Source organism: Ulvibacter antarcticus, assembly GCF_003688405.1.
Lineage (GTDB): Bacteria > Bacteroidota > Bacteroidia > Flavobacteriales > Flavobacteriaceae > Ulvibacter > Ulvibacter antarcticus.
Genome location: NZ_REFC01000012.1, coordinates 45,670 through 60,674, shown reverse-complemented (window position 1 = coordinate 60,674; position 15,005 = coordinate 45,670). Strand labels below are relative to the sequence as shown.

The 15,005-nt window shown below is 36.2% G+C and carries 14 protein-coding genes, 1 other RNA gene and 1 pseudogene; 8 read left to right on the top strand and 8 right to left on the bottom strand.

Translation table 11 applies throughout. The annotated features are described in order from the left end of the window. Positions 1-83: 83 nt before the first annotated feature. Entirely contained in the window at positions 84-662 is a 579-nt protein-coding gene (locus tag BXY75_RS05195) for a DUF4126 domain-containing protein (RefSeq protein WP_121906668.1), read from the bottom strand. 4 nt (positions 663-666) lie between these two features. Further along, positions 667-2,094 (bottom strand): ATP-dependent DNA helicase, encoded by a 1,428-nt coding sequence (locus tag BXY75_RS05190; protein ID WP_121906667.1) that lies wholly within the window; start codon positions 2,092-2,094, stop codon positions 667-669. A 127-nt stretch (positions 2,095-2,221) separates the two neighbouring features. Between BXY75_RS05190 and BXY75_RS05185 the strand changes: the two genes are divergently transcribed. The 4 genes from BXY75_RS05185 to BXY75_RS05170 are packed head-to-tail and all read left to right on the top strand — an operon-like array spanning position 2,222 to position 4,617. Continuing rightward, positions 2,222-2,884, top strand: a complete 663-nt coding sequence (locus BXY75_RS05185; protein WP_121906666.1) for a hypothetical protein — start codon at positions 2,222-2,224, stop codon at positions 2,882-2,884. Then, positions 2,862-3,686, top strand: a complete 825-nt coding sequence (locus BXY75_RS05180) for a DUF3822 family protein (protein ID WP_121906665.1) — start codon at positions 2,862-2,864, stop codon at positions 3,684-3,686. Before BXY75_RS05185 ends, BXY75_RS05180 begins: the two co-directional genes overlap by 23 nt. After that, complete coding sequence (gene rsmD / locus BXY75_RS05175) at positions 3,686-4,222, top strand: 16S rRNA (guanine(966)-N(2))-methyltransferase RsmD (protein ID WP_121906664.1); 537 nt, start codon at positions 3,686-3,688, stop codon at positions 4,220-4,222. The genes BXY75_RS05180 and rsmD overlap by 1 nt, the downstream gene beginning before the upstream one ends. Positions 4,223-4,224: 2 nt before the next feature. After that, entirely contained in the window at positions 4,225-4,617 is a 393-nt protein-coding gene (locus BXY75_RS05170; RefSeq protein ID WP_121906663.1) for a hypothetical protein, read from the top strand. A gap of 263 nt (positions 4,618-4,880) precedes the next feature. Here the strand turns inward: BXY75_RS05170 and rnpB are convergent. Continuing rightward, positions 4,881-5,208, bottom strand: an RNA gene (gene rnpB / locus BXY75_RS05165) — RNase P RNA component class A. 92 nt (positions 5,209-5,300) lie between these two features. Between rnpB and BXY75_RS05160 the strand changes: the two are divergent. The 4 genes and pseudogenes from BXY75_RS05160 (at position 5,301) to BXY75_RS05145 (ending at position 9,727) form a co-directional block, all read left to right on the top strand. Next, positions 5,301-7,087: pseudogene (locus BXY75_RS05160) on the top strand (DNA polymerase III subunit gamma/tau). Between the two features lie 104 nt (positions 7,088-7,191). Beyond that, positions 7,192-7,773: a tRNA-(ms[2]io[6]A)-hydroxylase gene (gene miaE, locus BXY75_RS05155; RefSeq protein ID WP_121906662.1), complete on the top strand. Its 582-nt coding sequence runs from the start codon at positions 7,192-7,194 to the stop codon at positions 7,771-7,773. A 26-nt stretch (positions 7,774-7,799) separates the two neighbouring features. Then, a complete protein-coding gene (locus tag BXY75_RS05150) occupies positions 7,800-8,660 on the top strand; it encodes an RluA family pseudouridine synthase (protein WP_121906661.1) in 861 nt (286 codons plus the stop codon). A gap of 125 nt (positions 8,661-8,785) precedes the next feature. After that, on the top strand, positions 8,786-9,727 hold the full coding sequence (locus tag BXY75_RS05145; RefSeq protein WP_121906660.1) for a sterol desaturase family protein: 942 nt from the start codon (positions 8,786-8,788) through the stop codon (positions 9,725-9,727). Here BXY75_RS05145 and BXY75_RS05140 read toward each other — a convergent pair. The 5 genes from BXY75_RS05140 to BXY75_RS05120 form a co-directional block, all read right to left on the bottom strand. Next, entirely contained in the window at positions 9,711-10,622 is a 912-nt protein-coding gene (locus BXY75_RS05140) for a Ppx/GppA phosphatase family protein (protein ID WP_121906659.1), read from the bottom strand. The genes BXY75_RS05145 and BXY75_RS05140 overlap by 17 nt on opposite strands. Continuing rightward, entirely contained in the window at positions 10,609-12,720 is a 2,112-nt protein-coding gene (ppk1, locus tag BXY75_RS05135; protein ID WP_121906658.1) for a polyphosphate kinase 1, read from the bottom strand. Before ppk1 ends, BXY75_RS05140 begins: the two co-directional genes overlap by 14 nt. Then, positions 12,720-13,205 (bottom strand): SixA phosphatase family protein, encoded by a 486-nt coding sequence (locus BXY75_RS05130; RefSeq protein ID WP_121906657.1) that lies wholly within the window; start codon positions 13,203-13,205, stop codon positions 12,720-12,722. Before BXY75_RS05130 ends, ppk1 begins: the two co-directional genes overlap by 1 nt. A gap of 68 nt (positions 13,206-13,273) precedes the next feature. After that, on the bottom strand, positions 13,274-13,918 hold the full coding sequence (pdxH, locus tag BXY75_RS05125) for a pyridoxamine 5'-phosphate oxidase (protein ID WP_121906656.1): 645 nt from the start codon (positions 13,916-13,918) through the stop codon (positions 13,274-13,276). Positions 13,919-14,058: 140 nt separating this feature from the next. After that, entirely contained in the window at positions 14,059-14,964 is a 906-nt protein-coding gene (locus tag BXY75_RS05120; protein WP_121906655.1) for a ribonuclease Z, read from the bottom strand. Between the last annotated feature and the right edge of the window lie 41 nt (positions 14,965-15,005).

Here is a 15,005-nt window from a genome sequence, read left to right as displayed (position 1 = left end):
TTGCTTCTTATAATTCATTAAACAGACAAACTGAAGCAGATTCATTGTGCTTCAGTTTGATAATTGTCCCAAAAATAAAAAGATTATGCACTTGGAGGCCTCTTTTTCTTAAGCTTTTTATAAAATTTATAAATTCCGAAGAAAATCAATACAACGAACAAAAAGGCAAGTGGCGCTATAAAAACTGATACTAAGGACATTAGGGTCGATGTACCCGTTTCTACAGTGGCAACTACGGGGTTTGCTAAACCGCCTGTCGTAGCCGTTGAAGTTAATCGCAATGCAGATGTATTTCCTTTTACAACGGCAGCTGTACCTCCACCGGCTATTATTGCAAGCGCCCAGGTAACTACAGGGTCCATATCTGCCAGCGTGGCCATCATAACAGCCGTTCCTGCAACTGCGGCCAAAGGAATCGCAATGGTGTCTAACGCATTATCAAACCAGGGAATATAATAACCAAGAATCTCAACAATTGTGGCAACAGCCAATATAATAACAGCTGAAAGACTTCCAGCCCAAACCCAACTTTCATTTAATGGAATGATATCATAAAAAGCCGACAAGCTTAATACTAATAATGGCAAAAACACTCTAAATCCAACAGCAGCGGCTAGTCCGATGCCTAGAAAAACACTAAAGATTATTTCGGTATACTCCATACTATCACGAATCTACAAAAAAGTCATTTTTAAATCCGATTAAGTATAACCTTTCTTTTGCCCTCGTAATTGCGGTATATAACCATCTTAAATAATCTCTATCAATGCCATTTGGCAAATATGGTTGTTCCACAAAAACAGTGTTCCATTGTCCCCCCTGGGATTTATGACAAGTAATGGCATAGGAAAACTTAACCTGTAAGGCATTGAAATATTTATTCTGCTTAACGGCAAGAAATTTTTTGTATTTCGATTTTTCAGAAGCATAATCTTCCATTACTTTCTGATACAGTTTATTAGAATCTTCATAAGGCAAGGAAGGAGTTTCAGAAGTTAGTGTATCCAGTAATAGCACCGTTTCGAAAGGCTTCATTTTTGGGTAATCCACCATTTGCACCAACACTTCAGCAAATTTAAAATCATATAATTCCTTAAACCCCAGTATTTCTAATACCTGAACAATATCTCCATTTGCGATAAACCCAGCTTCACTTTCGGCCTTTACCCAGAAATAATTATTCTTTACCACCATTAAATAATCTCCGGCAGATAATTCCTCTTCCTGAAAAAGAATTCGATTTCTAACACTTTGATTGTACAAATTAGCACGTTTATTGGATCTTACAATGATTACCGTGTCTTCATTTCCCAATTCACTGTAACTATCACTTATGGCATCCATGATCTCCTGGCCATCCATAGGTCGAATAATATCGGGATAATCAAGTTGTGTGAATTTAAAATTCTCGAAAAAACCATCGTCCAGACATTCCCGCAATCGGGTGGCATTTGCTAGTATTCCGCTGTCTACCTGTTGTCTCACCACTTCATCCAATTCCAATTCGATAACGACTTTATTATAATGATCCTCTAGAATTTGTTTTTCCAACGCCGGACTAATATCCAATTTTACAGGAGGGAGCTGTGCCGTATCACCAATTAACATCAACTTGCAGTTATGACCGCTGTACACATACTGCATTAAATCGTCGAGCAGCGAACCATTTTCAAATAATTTCGACTCCTGATTGATATCTGGAATCATAGATGCTTCGTCTACTATAAAAATGACATTCCTATGTTTATTGGCCTGCAATGTAAATGTCACTCCCCCTCCTTTTGCGCTTTTTGGATAGTATATTTTTTTATGGATCGTAAATGCTTCTTTATTGGAATAATTACTAATCACCTTTGCAGCTCTTCCAGTTGGTGCGAGTAGAACAGCCGATTTTTTTGCCTTCCAAAGGTTTTTTACTAATATTCCGGTCGTTGTTGTCTTTCCTGTTCCTGCGTAACCTTTTAAAAGAAATACTTCATTTTTGGCTTCACTAAGTACAAATTTAGCGAGTAATTGAAGTGCAATATCTTGTTTAATAGTGGTATTATGAGGAAAATCGGTTTTTAACAGACCGTAAAAATGTGAAACATCCATGCACCTATATTAGTTATAAGGGTTTAAAGATAGCTATGATTTTTTCAGAATATACTTTAACGAACAAAAAAAAATTGTAGATTTGCGATAGACCTTTTATCATTTTAAACACATAAACTATCGTAAAATGAAATACATTATTCAGTTACTTCTTTGGCTAGTCATTATCTTTCTTGGGTGGAAGCTTTATTCATCTGTTATTGGACCGGTTAAATTTAATGAAGCGAAAGAAACGCGATATACCAAGGTTATCAAGAATTTAAAAGATATTAAAGCAGCTGAGTTGGCTCACAAGGAAATTACAGGTGCTTTTACAGGTGATTTCGATAGCCTGGTTCGTTTTATCGACACAGCGCTTTTTGCAAATGTGGAAAGAAGAGACACAAGTTTTGCAGATGTTGCAAAGAATAAAGCTTTTGGTATTTCTGAAGGTTATTATATTGAAACTACGATTTTAGATACATTAGGCTTTATACCTGTTAAAGATTCACTTTATAAGAAAAGTGATCGTTATAAGACTATGATGAACGTTCCAATTGAAGGTGCAAATGCAAAATTTGAATTGAAAGCTGGAAAAATCGTAAAAAGTAATGCTACTTATTCAGTGTTTGAAGCAAAAGTGTCCAAAGACGTTGTACTTGCTGGCTTAGACAAAGATTTAATTGGACAAGAAAAGCAGGTAGTATCTGTAGAAGGTGTTAACGGACCTGACATCAAAGTAGGATCTATGACAGAAGTCAATACCAGTGGAAACTGGCCAAAACTCTATGACGCTGCAGGAGAACAATAACATATTAAAACATACAAATAGATTGTCCGTTCAAGTTTCATTGACCGGACTTTCTTTTTTAGTGACGGATACTAATTCTGGAATTTCTCAATTCTTTACAAAGAAAAGGTTTTCTGCCATTAGCAATCCTGAGGAGGTATTGTTGTCAATTCAGCGAGTTTTTTCTGAAAATATAGAGCTCCAAACAGAATTTGGTGAGATTGTAGTAATCTATTCAAATGAAATTTACGCCATTGTTCCTGAAATCCTTTTTGACGAATCCCGGGCAAGTGAGTATTTAAAATTTAATTCCAAAATATTATCGAACGATTATATTGCAAATGATTTAATCAAAGATCAAAAGCTTGTTGTTGTTTACATCCCCTATGTTAACATCAATAATTACTTCTTTGAAAAATATGGAAGTTTTAAATATTATCACGGAGTTTCGGTTCTATTAAAGAACATAATGAATCTTGAGAAATACGCAATTGTCTCAAAGGTGTATCTTCATGTAAGAGAAGGCCAATTTGATTGTATTATTCTGAAAGGTAGTTCGCTTCAATTGTGTAATACCTATTCCTATAGAAGCCCTGAAGATTTTATTTATTACATATTATTTTCTTTTGAACAATTAGGTATTAATCCTGAAACCGTTCCTGTATTTCTAAGTGGAGAAATAGAGGAAGGAGACGACATTTACAAGCAGCTTTACACATATATAAGATCCATTTCATTTATTGAAAACAAAATTTCTAATCAGGATGGGGTAACAACATCAGAAGCGTCTCACATCAACTATTTAATACAGTCTACACCATAATGCGCATAATCTCTGGAACACATAAAGGAAAACGTTTAACGGCTCCTAAATCTTTGCCCGTTCGACCAACAACCGATTTTGCGAAGGAAGCGCTGTTTAATATACTAAATCATCGTATTCATTTCGAATCGATATCACTCCTGGATCTCTTCGCCGGTACCGGAAATATTAGTTACGAATTTGCTTCTCGTGGAGCTGAAAATATAAGCTGTGTAGATGCCGATTTTGGATGTATTAAATTCATTCAAAAGACAGCCGAAGAACTTGAATTTCCTATAAAAACTATAAAATCTGATGTAGTTAAATATCTCACGGCAGGCCCTACCACTTTCGATGTTATCTTTGCAGATCCTCCTTATAATTTTACGCTCGAACAATTCGACGAAATGATTCAAATTATCTTCAAAAATGAGTTACTGAATGATGAAGGAATGATTATAATTGAACATTCAAAGCATAACGACCTTTCTGCAATTTCCGGTTTTAATGAAGCCAGAAGATACGGAGGTTCAGTCTTTAGTTTTTTTGAAAAATAATTATGAAATCAACTCCCCTCGCAACATTAGATATTGATTTTGCCACCGTAAAGATCTACGAACACTATGTTATTTCCCAGATAAAAGAAGGAATAGTCTTTGAAAAAAAACACCTAGCAAAGTTTCACGAAATTTTTGAAACCTACTATACAGGAAAGCCCTTTGTTTCTATTGCAGATAGAAAAAATGATTATACCATAAAGCCAAATATGTATATGGAGCAGAAGTTTCCATCTCTGGTTGGGATTGGTGTAATTTGCTATTCTGAAGCTTCTTATAATATTTCTCTCTTTGAACAAAAATTCTTTAAAGGTAATTTCAGTGCATTTTACAGTTTAAAAGAATGTATTAGCTGGGCAGAGTCTATTATTACTAAAGACAACAGTAAACAGTAAACAATAAGCAGAAAGCAGTAAGCAGTAAGCAGTAAGCAGTAAGCAGTAAGCAGTAAGCAGTAAATTAAGAAACTTTTATCACTTCGAGTGATTTTTAAAGACCAATAGAATAAAAATAATATCGAGAAGAGGCAGTTGGCAAAAAAACTGCTTTTAAGATAATATAAGGTCTTTCTTCTTTCCTCTTTCTTCTTCTAGATACTATTTATTTACGTTTCACTACATGAAATCACTCGAAAGGACATTCTAAATCCTTAAATTAAAAAAATAGCAGGCCTATAAGCCGGATTCTGTTCGAGGAATAATTCCTCGACCTTATCATTTATCTGGGCTTTCCGTTACCGAAACGCTCTATCTGCCCACCCTCCTGCATTGGGCGGGAACCCTTAAACGCAGGTATACGTGGCATTTCACCGCATAGAGTTTACCTGATTTCACTACAGCATTACCTGTACATCCTTTCTGCTGCACTTGTCCTACCATGTAGCGCGTGCTACACAGCGACGGCCGTTAGCCGCTATGCTTCCCTATGGTGTCCGGACTTTCCTCCATCCCGATAGATATCGGAACAGCGATAAGGCGGCCTGCTTCGACAAAAGTAATTCAATGTTAATAAATACCGTAAAATAGAAGCCCCTATTTTTTAATAACTTCGCTCACATCTTTATATTTGTTTCTCATCTATGGAACACTTTATAGTATCAGCTAGAAAATACAGACCCGTGCGTTTTAAAGACGTTGTTGGGCAACAAGCGATTACCAATACCTTACAAAACGCCATAGAAAATAATCATCTGGCTCAGGCTTTGTTATTTACTGGTCCACGAGGGGTTGGTAAAACCACCTGTGCCCGTATTCTTGCCAAGCAAATCAATCAGGATGGCACCCAGAAGGAAGATGAAGATTTTGCTTTTAATATCTTCGAATTGGATGCTGCATCGAACAATTCGGTAGATGACATTCGAAATCTAATTGATCAGGTTCGAATTCCGCCGCAGGTTGGAAATTATAAAGTATATATTATTGACGAGGTACATATGTTGTCCTCTGCTGCTTTCAATGCCTTTCTGAAAACTTTAGAAGAGCCGCCAAAACATGCCATTTTTATACTGGCAACCACCGAAAAACACAAAATCATTCCTACTATTCTCTCTCGCTGTCAAATATTTGATTTTAGAAGGATTACTGTAAATGACATTAAAGGACATTTGGCAGAAGTTGCCAAAGCTGAAAATATTGAAGCTAGCGATGATGCATTGCACGTGATTGCTCAAAAGGCAGACGGAGCACTCCGTGACGCACTTTCAATTTTTGATAGAGTTGTTAGTTTTAGTGGAAAAACACTTACTCGCGAAGCGGTTACCGAGAATCTCAATGTCTTGGACTACACCTATTATTTTGAGATCACCGACCTATTATTGAGGAATGACATCCCTAATGTTTTGTTAGCCTACAATGCTATTCTCTCTAAAGGATTTGACGGGCATCATTTTATTATGGGCCTTGCGTCTCATTTTAGAGATCTTTTAGTCTGCAAAAACCAGGAAACTATTGCTTTGTTGGAAGTAGGTGAACAGGTAAAAACCATGTATTTTGAGCAATCTCAAAAGACTACACATAAATTTTTAGTAGCTGGAATTGAACTAGCAAATAACTGTGATTTAAAATACAAAAGCAGCCGTAATCAGCGATTGTTAGTGGAGCTATGTCTTTTACAATTAGCATCCCTTACTTTCGTGGATGAAAAAAAAACTCTAGTCGGTACGTAATACCTCCCTCCCATTTTAAAAAAATTGAAAGTTTATTAGCTTCGGAAAAGATCGAGGTTTCGCAAGATGCTTTAGAAATAAGCAGTTCTTCGGAAAAGATTGACAGTCCCAACGAAAGCGTTAAACCTTCAGAAGTAGCGACAAACAAAACGGACTTGCCAGTTCCAGAATCAGCAAAAGTTTCCGAAGTACCTTCTGAAAAAATTATAAATAGACCTCAAATACTTGCCGAAAGAAACGCTAAAAAAGTATCTGCGCTATCATTGAAGAGTATTCAGAAAAAGCAACAATTAAAACAGGAATTTGTTGCATTACAACCGGATGTTAAGAATTTGCCTACGAAAGAGTTTTCCGAAGAGAGCATGGTACAAATCTGGAACGACTATTCGACTATCATTGAAGAAGAAGGGAAATACAATTTGCTATCTCATTTGTCCATGGGAGTCCCAAAACTGGAAGGCACGACGATTCATCTGGAGTTTCCAAACAACACCATAAAACTGGAAGTTGAAAGAGCGAGACATGAATTACTCGGTTATTTGAGAGAAAAACTAGAGAATTACGACATCGACCTCTCAATTGAGGTGAATGAAACCGCAGTTAAACGCTACGCCTACACGACAAGAGAGAAATTTGAAAAACTAAAAGAGAAGAATCCGTTGATCGAGAAACTACGAAAGGATTTCGATTTGGATATATAGATATTTAATGTTGTTGATTGGTTTAGCTGTCAATTTGTTTTCAACTTTGTAAAATAAATAACAATTAGAACTATCGAAGCAACTTTTCAGAAAATCAAAAAAACATGTTAGGCCTAAAACTACCGACAGACCCAAGATGGGTGAATATTGTAGAAATGAATATCGAGGAGATATTGACAGATCATGCCTATTGTGAACAAAAGGCTACCTCTACTGCAATTTCTCTTATTGTAAGTTTTCCCGAATACACAGCGCTTGTTCAGGAAATGGTCTCGCTTGTAAAGGAAGAGATAAGTCATTTTAAAATGGTGCACGACAAGATTTTAGAACGTGGTTGGGTAATGGGAAGAGACCGAAAAGATAATTATGTACTTCAAATTGTTAAGTTTTTTCCGAAGGGTGGCAGCCGAACTACGCAGTTAGTTCATAGGCTATTGTATGCAGCCCTTATTGAAGCCAGAAGTTGTGAACGATTTAGGCTCTTAAGCGAAGAATTAGAAGATAAAACCTTGGCAGAATTCTATCGCAATTTAATGGTGAGTGAGGCAAATCATTATACCATGTTCCTTGGTTTTGCAAGGCAATATGGCGAACGTAAGGAAGTTGATCAAAAATGGAATGATCTCTTAGCATTTGAAGCAGAAGTAATGAAAAACCTTAGCAAAGGAGAATCCATTCACGGATAACTTTTAATAAAACTAAAAAAAAACAAATGGAGCGTCATATCGTCCCGGAACTAAAAACGCGACTTAGATTTCAGGAATATGGCGTAGGTATCTTCCCATTAATTTCAACTAAAAGCAGTTTAAAAAAGGCAATTAAAAAAGGGCTTATTACCATCAATGATAGAAAAGCGAGTACTGCCGACTATATCGAGGGTGGTGAAATTATTACTTTTAAAAGGGATCAAGCCGTTAGAACAAAGAAGCTTTTAGGTCTAGATCTGGAAATTTGTTATGAAGATGATTATTTGGCGATTATAAACAAACCTGCCGGTATTCCGGTAAGCGGTAATAAGCATAGAACCGTTGCCAATGCACTTTCCGGTAATCTGAAGCCAAGTAATCAAGCGGATGTATTACTAACTCCACTGCCTGTACATCGATTAGATTATCCAACAAGTGGATTGTTACTTATTGCTAAAACACAGGCTGCAGTTGTGAAATTAGGAAACATGTTTAGCGAAAGAACTGTTGAAAAAACCTATCACGCTGTAATTATCGGGAAGCTTGATGATGAAAAAGGACAAATCACATCAGAAATTGATCAAAAGCAGGCTATCACAAACTATAATGTGCTTTCAACACAATTTTCAGAACGTTTCACAGATCTCAGTTTAGTACAACTTCACCCCGAAACCGGCCGAAGACATCAACTTCGCATACATTTATCGGAATTAGGAAATCCTATTTTAGGTGACCCACTTTACGGAAAAGAGGAAACATTATTAAAAGGCAAAGGTCTTTATTTACACGCATCCACTTTGAGATTTCTACATCCTATTCTAAATAGCGAGCTAGAAGTTAAATCGAAATTACCATTGAAGTTTACAAGAATTTTTCAAGGATACTAATCAATGGATGAATTTTTGTTCAATATTTTTAATCAATCTTAACAATCCCATTCTATTTTGGTATCTTGCGGGACTCCTAATTTTTATTATGGCGGCCTATTTTTTTAATTTAATTTGATTTTTGCATGGATTTTACGAACCCGCTGGTATATGGAGTTCCTTGTTTTTTAGGATTTATATTACTTGAGCTTACGTACAGCAAAACACACGATCACAAAGAACTTTACAAATGGAAAGACTTGAGATCCAGTTTATCGATGGGTCTTGGATCTGCCATATTAGCCCCACTTTTAAAAACAGTTTCTGCAATTGTAATTTTCAATTTTGTTTATGAGGTATTTAATCCAGAAGTAAACGGTATACGAACAAATATCATGGGATGGGAGTCTTTTGGATATGCTTGGTATGTTTGGATTCTTTGTCAGTTATTAGATGACTTCAGTTATTATTGGTTTCACCGTCAGAACCATATGGTTCGATTTTTCTGGGCTGCTCATATAGTTCATCATTCTTCAGATAATTTCAATTTAGGAACTGCTGTTAGAAACGGTTGGTTTACCATATTATACAAACCATTCTTTTATATGTGGATTTGCGCTATAGGTTTTCCGCCGGAAATGCTTGTAGTATGTTTGGGAATTGAAGCTTTATGGCAATTTCAGTTGCATTCGGTGTTTATTCCGAAGATGGGAATCATAGAAAAAATCTTTAATACTCATACCATGCACCAAGTACATCATGCCAAAAACCTGGAATATATGGATAAAAATCATGGTGGTTTTCTTAATATATTCGATAAGATTTTTGGGACCTGGAAAGAACTTGATGATGATATCGATATTGAATACGGAGTATCTCACCCGCCAAACTCTTATAACATATGGGTAATTTTAACACATGAGTACCGTGACATATGGAACGACACCAAAAAATCGAAAAACTGGTATCATAAATTCATGTATATCTTCGGGCCTCCAGGCTGGAGTCATGACGGCAGTACACTAACAATAAAGCAGATGAGAGCTCAAGTAAGGTTGGAGCGAGAAGTTGCTACTTCTGCAGTGTAATCTCCTCTAATTTCTCATTATACAAACTCTTAATAATTCCGTCTGAAAGACCAATTTTAGGCACGTAAATGTTCTTGGAGTGACTCCATTTCATGGCAGACAAATATATTCTAGTAGCCGGTACAATTACATCGGCCCGGTCTGGATTCATATCCATTTCTACAATTCGCTCATCCTGAGTATATGATTTTATAAGCTCATAGAAGGAAACTAAATAAAAATAGCTAAGTGCTGAACCTGCTTTTTTTCCACTGTTTTTGAAGATACTGTTTATGTTTCCTCCTGAACCAATAACTTCAACTTTTTTATAAGGTTTCGTTTTTTCCTTGATCCATTCTTCCATTTCCTGCCACTTCGTTTCCTCAACCATATCGTTCAAAAGACGTACAGTACCTATTTTGAATGAATGAGAATCCACTTTATGACCGTTAGCAAATACGGTTAGTTCGGTACTTCCGCCGCCAACATCTACGTAAAGAAAAACCCGGTCCTTTTGAATAAGAGATTTAAGATCGGTCGATGCTATAATAGTCGCTTCATCGTCGCCGTCAATGATATTTATTTTAATACCTGTTTTTTGTTCTATAATTTCTGCTATCTCAGCTCCATTCCCGGCTTCACGCATGGCTGAAGTAGCACATGCTTTATATCTTGTCACGTTATGTGTATTCATTAATAATCGAAAAGCATTCATAGCATCGATCATTCTGGCGGCATTTTTCAATGAAATTTTACCGGTCATAAACACATCCGTTCCTAATCGAATTGGCACTCTAACCAATGATGTCTTCTTAAAAAGTGTGTCTTTTCCTTTTTGTTCTATAACCGTTGCTACTAGTAAACGAATGGCATTCGAACCAATATCTACTGCGCCGTATTTTTCAATTTTCAACAAGTTCTTTACTTTGAAGTTTATTTAAATAATAGTCGTACATCGCGAGTTGTGAACGCACTTTAATCTTATCATTGCTGCGATATGCGTTGTCGTGAGCACTTGTAATAACCCTTGCTTTTACATTGTCACTCCAACCAATTTCAAACATCTCTAGAATCTGTTGTCTAATATCGGCATCGTATAACGGACAGGTAATCTCAACTCTATTATCGAGATTTCTCCCCATAAAATCGGCAGACGAGATATAAACTTTAGGATCCCCTGCGTTTTCAAAGATAAACAATCGAGGGTGTTCCAAAAATTTCCCCACAATACTGATTGCCTCTATATTCTCACTCATACCCTTTACACCTGGGATCAAGCAACAGATACCTCTTACAATCAATTTTATTGAAACCCCGGCTCTACTTGCTTCATATAGTTTATCGATCATTTTAAAATCGGATAAACTATTTAGTTTTAATTTAATTCCATTAGGTAGCCCACGTTTTTTATTCTCTATTTCGTTGTGTATCAGATGATAAATTGCATTCCTGGTATAATGTGGTGAAACAATGAGATGTTCATATTTTTTTACCTTGTAATTCACCTCAAAGAAATCGAATACCTTGTTAATCTCTTTGCAAATTTTTTGATTTGAAGTAAACAAAGTGTAATCTGTATAGATTCTGGCAGTTGATTCATTAAAGTTACCTGTACTAACCAAAGCATATCGTTTAATCTTTTTATTTTCTAAACGCTCTATTAGACAAGTTTTGCAATGTACTTTTAATCCTGAAACTCCAAAGATTAATTGAACACCCTCACTCTGCATCTGTTCGGCATAAAATATATTTGCCTCTTCATCAAATCGTGCCTGTAATTCAATTTGAACTGTTACTTGCTTCCCATTTTTCACGGCATTTATCAAGGAACTAGCAATGTGCGACACTTGTGCAAGACGGTAAATAGTAATCTTTATAGTCTTTACGTTTGGATCTAAAGCTGCTTCTCGTAAGAATTTGATTACATAAGAAAACGTCTGATAAGGTGCATGAAGCAAATAATCCTTTTCGGCAATTTTATCGAGAAGACTTCCTTTTAAACTTAAACCTGCAATAGGAACCGGGTTCTTTGGCTCATACTGTAAGTCGGGACGTCCCATACTTGGAAAAGACATATAATCTCTCCGATTGTGATAGCGACCACCAGGAATAAGACTGTCGGTCTTGTCAATTCCCATCTTATGAAGTAAGAATTTAAGTGTAGAATCTTCTATCTTTTTATCATATACAAAACGAACGGGATCACCCACGCTCCTATTTTTAACACTTTTGGATATCTTATCAATAAAACTTTTACTTAAATCACTGTCAATATCAAGCTCGGCATCTCTAGTGATTTTAATCATATGAGCTGTAATACTCTTATAATTAAAGATACTGAAGAGATTATCAAGACAGTATCTAATGAGATCATCTAAAATTATGATGAATTGTTTGTCACCTTCTTTCGGAAGTACAACGAAACGTTCAATAGATCTCGGAATTTCAATAAGGGCGTAATTATATTTGGTTATAAAAGTCTCATCTTCCTTCTTCATCACCATTTTTACAGCCAGATAAGCGGCACTATCCTTTAAACTTGGAAAAGCTTCCAGTTCTCCTATCATGATAGTTACCATGGCAGGGCTCACTTTCCTAATAAAATAATCTGAAATAAATTCACTCTGACTCTCAGTTACCTGAGTTTCATCAATAATAAAAATATTCTCTTCTTTTAACTTATGATTAATTTGTCTTAGTATTCGCAAACTATTCTTTTGTTGATCGATCACCGTCTTAGTGATCTCCTCCATCAATTCTTTTGCTGAAATACCACCCAAAAAGCTTCTACCACCTTTACCAGCTTCCACGATTCGTTTAAGAGTAGCATAACGTACTTTAAAGAATTCATCCAAATTATTTGAAAAAATACCAATAAATCGCAGTCTTTCAATCAAGGGAACCGATTCGTCTGCCGCTTCCTGAAGTACTCTGGCATTAAACTGTAACCAGCTCAATTCTCGATTTTGGTACTGGTTTTTTGTATTGCTTTCCGGTTCTATTTTTTCTGTCATTATTTTAAATCTCTCGGGAATATTGTTTTAACAGTAGTCCCTCTTTTTACATTCTCCCATTTTTCTGCATCGAATTCAATCATTACAAATCCGCAGGTTGGTAGATTATCAATATACTTGTTTCCCAACATATTTGCAATAGAAGTAAAAGCATGATTATGCCCCACGATCATTACCTTTTCCCAGTTATCATCTAATCCATTTATTATTTGCATAACATTTTCACCTCCAAAATCGTACAGATCATGATTTGTAATAAAATTGTCTACTCCTACATTTAAAGCTTCCTTAAAATATAGGGCTGTAGTGAGAGCTCGCGTTGCATCACTGCTAATTATCTTCTCAGGAGCCACAATTTCTGATTTCACTTTTTCTGAAACCAGAGTTGCATCTTCTTCCCCCCTTTTTTTTAAAGGTCTTTGATGATCAATGACGTCATGTTCCCAAGAGGATTTAGCATGACGAACCATGTAAAGTGTTTTCATGTGCTCAATTTAAGTAAGGATAAATTTATGTGTTTTTTTGGCCTACAGCTTAAAGCTTAAAGCTAAATCTATGGTGCCAGTCGTTCAATAATCCAATCATGTCCCTTTAGCCGATATCGTATTCGGTCGTGTAATCTGTTTGGGCGGCCTTGCCAGAATTCAAATTCCATGGGTTTTACTAGAAATCCTCCCCAATCTTCCGGCTTCGGAATTTCTTTGCCTTCATAGGCCTCCTCCAATTCCTTCAACTTTACCTCAAGAACCTCCCTATTTGCTACCACCGAACTCTGCTGACTCACTATTGCTCCCAACTGACTCCCTTTAGGACGTGAATGAAAATAGTTTTCAGAATCTGCTTCCGAAGTTTTTAAAGCCCTTCCTTTTATAATGATTTGTCGCTCTAAATTAGGCCAAAAAAAGGATATAGATACTTTATTATTTAGAGCTATTGATTTTCCTTTTTCACTGTTGTAATTGGTGTAGAAATAGAATCCGAGTTCGTCATATTTTTTTAACAATACTACTCTTCCCCTCGGAAAACCATGCAGATCAATCGTCGTTAGCGTCATTGCATTTGCCTCATCAACGCCACCAGAATTCTTAGTCTCATGAAACCAGGAACGAAACTGCTGAAACGGATTTATATCCACTGTTGCTTCCGAAAGCGTTCCTTTTTCGTACGATTTTCGGTCTTGATGCAAATTCTCCTTCATAGGGTAAGTTTATTGCAAGTTACGAGTTTTGCGTAAAGATTTAAAAAAGTAGGAATTTAAATTTGAGTTAAATTAATTGTACTTATTTTCAGGAAAGAAATTATCGAAAAAGCCATACGTTAGAATCTAAATAAAATATACTACAGCTTAAAAACCTTCCCGTCTTCTGCTAATTCTACATTTTCAAAGACTTCATTTGCCTCTTTTCTGAAGTGTTCGTAGTTCCCATAGCGCCCCGAATAATGTCCTAGAATAAGAGTGCCCACATTCGCTTCAGAAGCAATCGTAGCAGCCTCTAATGCTGTACTATGCTTGGTTTTAATTGCTAATTCCTGATGTTCTTTTAAAAAAGTAGATTCATGATACAGGGTTGTGATATTTGTTATCTGCGGAATTATTTCCGGAAAATACACGGTGTCACTACAGAATGCATACGATTTAGAAGGTTCCGGATCCAGAGTAATCTTACTGTTATCGATCGTAATTCCATCTTCATTAACAACATCAAAGCCTTGTTTTATTTTGTGGTAATAACTCATATTAACATTAGCCTCTTTCACCGCATTTATATCCAGCTTTCGTTCTCCTGGTTTTTCTCTGAAAAGAAATCCGTTGGTATAAACTCTGTGTTTTAGTGGAATAGACGCTACGGAAACTTTATCGTCTTCAAACAAAAGTTCCGGTTCTTTGCTATCTAATTCGTGAAATAATAAAGGGTAATTGGTCCATGAATTACCTAACTTCAACTGAAGTGTAATTGCTTCCTTGATGCCTTTTGGGCCATAAACATTCAGCTCTGCTTCTCTCCCCAGCAATCGAAAGGTAGAGATTAAGCCTACCAATCCGAAGAAATGATCTCCATGCAAATGTGAAATAAAAATATGTCTGATTCGAGCGAACTTTACCTTGCATTTTCGTAATTGCACCTGAGTTCCTTCCCCGCAATCAATCAAAAACAAATGCCCTTTGATTTCCAATACTTGCGACGTTGGATGAGCATCCCAGCGCGGAGTAGCAGAATGACAGCCAAGAATCGTCAACTTCATGATTTTTATTCTAAAATTACTTTAGCTTTTTAGTGGTCAGT

Excerpts from the sequence above, each read along its gene's own strand:
- BXY75_RS05195 (WP_121906668.1), bottom strand. The coding sequence starts at position 662 with ATGGAGTATACCGAAATAATCTTTAGTGTTTTTCTAGGCATCGGACTA.
- rsmD (WP_121906664.1), top strand. The coding sequence starts at position 3,686 with ATGCGCATAATCTCTGGAACACATAAAGGAAAACGTTTAACGGCTCCT.
- BXY75_RS05190 (WP_121906667.1), bottom strand. The coding sequence starts at position 2,094 with ATGGATGTTTCACATTTTTACGGTCTGTTAAAAACCGATTTTCCTCAT.
- ppk1 (WP_121906658.1), bottom strand. The coding sequence starts at position 12,720 with ATGACAGAAAAAATAGAACCGGAAAGCAATACAAAAAACCAGTACCAA.
- BXY75_RS05185 (WP_121906666.1), top strand. The coding sequence starts at position 2,222 with ATGAAATACATTATTCAGTTACTTCTTTGGCTAGTCATTATCTTTCTT.
- BXY75_RS05180 (WP_121906665.1), top strand. The coding sequence starts at position 2,862 with ATGACGCTGCAGGAGAACAATAACATATTAAAACATACAAATAGATTG.
- BXY75_RS05130 (WP_121906657.1), bottom strand. The coding sequence starts at position 13,205 with ATGAAAACACTTTACATGGTTCGTCATGCTAAATCCTCTTGGGAACAT.
- BXY75_RS05120 (WP_121906655.1), bottom strand. The coding sequence starts at position 14,964 with ATGAAGTTGACGATTCTTGGCTGTCATTCTGCTACTCCGCGCTGGGAT.
- pdxH (WP_121906656.1), bottom strand. The coding sequence starts at position 13,918 with ATGAAGGAGAATTTGCATCAAGACCGAAAATCGTACGAAAAAGGAACG.
- BXY75_RS05150 (WP_121906661.1), top strand. The coding sequence starts at position 7,800 with ATGGAGCGTCATATCGTCCCGGAACTAAAAACGCGACTTAGATTTCAG.
- miaE (WP_121906662.1), top strand. The coding sequence starts at position 7,192 with ATGTTAGGCCTAAAACTACCGACAGACCCAAGATGGGTGAATATTGTA.
- BXY75_RS05170 (WP_121906663.1), top strand. The coding sequence starts at position 4,225 with ATGAAATCAACTCCCCTCGCAACATTAGATATTGATTTTGCCACCGTA.
- BXY75_RS05145 (WP_121906660.1), top strand. The coding sequence starts at position 8,786 with ATGGATTTTACGAACCCGCTGGTATATGGAGTTCCTTGTTTTTTAGGA.